Genomic DNA, 1913 nt, shown 5'->3' with positions numbered 1-1913 from the left:
TTCGGATTCCAGGCAGATCTTTATGCACAGCTAACTAACTGCACGTTTTATCTTCCCGAAAACTCCACCGGCGCCACCCCTTTTGCTCCGCGTACCCCCTTTTACATCAATCTTCTCAAATTTTTGCTTCATTAACCATATGAATTAACGCTATTCTTTCTCCATAGTGAATCGAAATTAGCTCTAATTTCCGTCTGCCATACTGTATTTTTCTGCGCCTCTAACCATCGATAAGTACTGGTTATCGGTGATTATTGATTTCAGGGCGCAAATCACGCATGTCAGTCCTTGAGGATCGACGGAAAAGCCGCGAATCCAGGCTTTCAGCGGCCTTTTCATTTCGGATCGGCGGAAAATTCTGCCTGATTGAGTGAAATAACGCGCGCCGAACCGGTCGAGCTCCTCCCCTCCCCGAACGCCTCGCGGCGTCAAAGCCTGCACAAAATGACCAAGGCGGAGGCCGCCCCTTCAAAACAGCCGATTTCACGGCATTTCCGCTATAGAGACCCGCTGACGCGCTTTCTGTGGTTGCGACGGTCGCGGCTTGGCCCAAGCCGGGAAACACGCTGGAAGGGCCTCTATTTTGGTCTTAAAACACGCTTGCAAACCCTGGTTTTCTCACGCATTCATTATCCGTACAAAGGTCGACAAAAACGAGCCCAATCTGATGCCACAGGTTGCAACCGTCAGCTCGCCCGCCCCGCAGCAAAGACTGATCGGATACGTGCGGGTTTCGACCGACGAGCAGCTCAACGACGCCCAGGTCGATGAGTTGCGTGCCGCCGGCTGCCATCGTATTCATCAGGAGCACGGATCCGGCTTATCCCGCGCAAGACCGGTGCTCACCAAGTTGCTAAAGGATCTCAGCGCCGGCGACGTACTTGTCGTTGTTCGTCTGGACCGTCTTGCGCGATCGGTCAGCCATCTGCTGCAGGTGATCGAGAACCTCGAAGGACGCGGCGTCCATTTCCGCTCGCTGCACGATCCGATCGACACCTCTACGCCGCAGGGGATGTTTTCGCTACAGGTACTCGCACTACTTTGGCAGATTAACCGACGATTTGCGATGATGGGCCATCTTTTGTACTTTCACAGAGGTGCGCGAGATGGCGGAGTTGGATGTTGCACTGGCGGATTGGCTGAAGCCGTTCGTTGAGAAGCTTGGCCACAAGAAACGGCGGCAGATGTGCCCTGTGTATATTTCGGGCCTCATCGGACCTGGCGATCGCAAGAGCATCGAGCCCATGGCGGAGCGGCTTGCGCTGGATCACTACGACCGCCGCATCATTTCATCTCGGATGGGATTTGGGATGCTGGTCCTCTTGAGGCGGAACTGGCGGTACAGGCCGACAAGATTGTCGGGGCTTCAGATGCCTTTCTGGTGATCGACGACACAGGCCTGCCCAAGAAGGGCGACCATTCTGTTGGGGTCGCGCCGCAGTATGCGTCGATGCTGGGCAAGCGTGCCAATTGCCAGACGCTGGTGTCGTTGAGCTGGCCCGCGACGAGGTTCCCGTCCCAGTGGGCTTAAGATTGTTCTTGCCCGAGAGTTGGACCAACGATCAGGATCGGATGGCGAAGGCTGGTGTTCCCGAGGAGATGCGCCGATCCCGCACCAAACCGGAGATCGCGCTCGGCGAGATCGATCGGCTGATGGCCGCAGGCGTGCGGTTTGGCACCGTGCTTGCGGATGCCGGCTATGGTCTGTCGGCTGCGTTTCGCCAGGGGCTCAGTGCACGCAATCTCACCTGGGCTGTCGGTATTCCCAAGCATCAGAAGGTTTATCCTCATGATGTCGCATTGGTCTTTCCTGTCGCCGGCCATGGACGGCCAACCGCCGTTACCGCTTGCAATGGCACGGCCAATTTCGTGATTCTCATGTCCGTTTTCAAGAGTTTGGGCATAGGTTTTTC

1 protein-coding gene and 2 pseudogenes are annotated in these 1913 nt (G+C 56.0%); all 3 read left to right on the top strand.

The genetic code is table 11. The annotated features are described in order from the left end of the window. Nucleotides 1–667: 667 nt before the first annotated feature. Nucleotides 668–1057 (top strand): annotated as a pseudogene (locus tag GA0061102_RS32445) (recombinase family protein); the annotation flags it as partial. A gap of 49 nt (nucleotides 1058–1106) precedes the next feature. Next, on the top strand, nucleotides 1107–1385 hold the full coding sequence (locus GA0061102_RS34170) for a transposase (RefSeq protein WP_425348587.1): 279 nt from the start codon (nucleotides 1107–1109) through the stop codon (nucleotides 1383–1385). Next, nucleotides 1292–1913, top strand: a pseudogene (locus tag GA0061102_RS34165) (IS701 family transposase); the annotation flags it as partial. The gene GA0061102_RS34170 and the pseudogene GA0061102_RS34165, both read left to right, overlap by 94 nt.

Origin of the sequence: Martinezella miluonensis, from assembly GCF_900094545.1 — a bacterium.
Classification (GTDB): domain Bacteria; phylum Pseudomonadota; class Alphaproteobacteria; order Rhizobiales; family Rhizobiaceae; genus Rhizobium; species Rhizobium miluonense.
The sequence above is the reverse complement of the archived record's forward strand: the minus strand, read 5'-3'. Positions and strand labels throughout refer to the sequence as shown.

Bases quoted from the DNA above. Each gene is read 5' to 3' on its own strand.
- GA0061102_RS34170 (WP_425348587.1), top strand. From the start codon at position 1,107: ATGGCGGAGTTGGATGTTGCACTGGCGGATTGGCTGAAGCCGTTCGTT.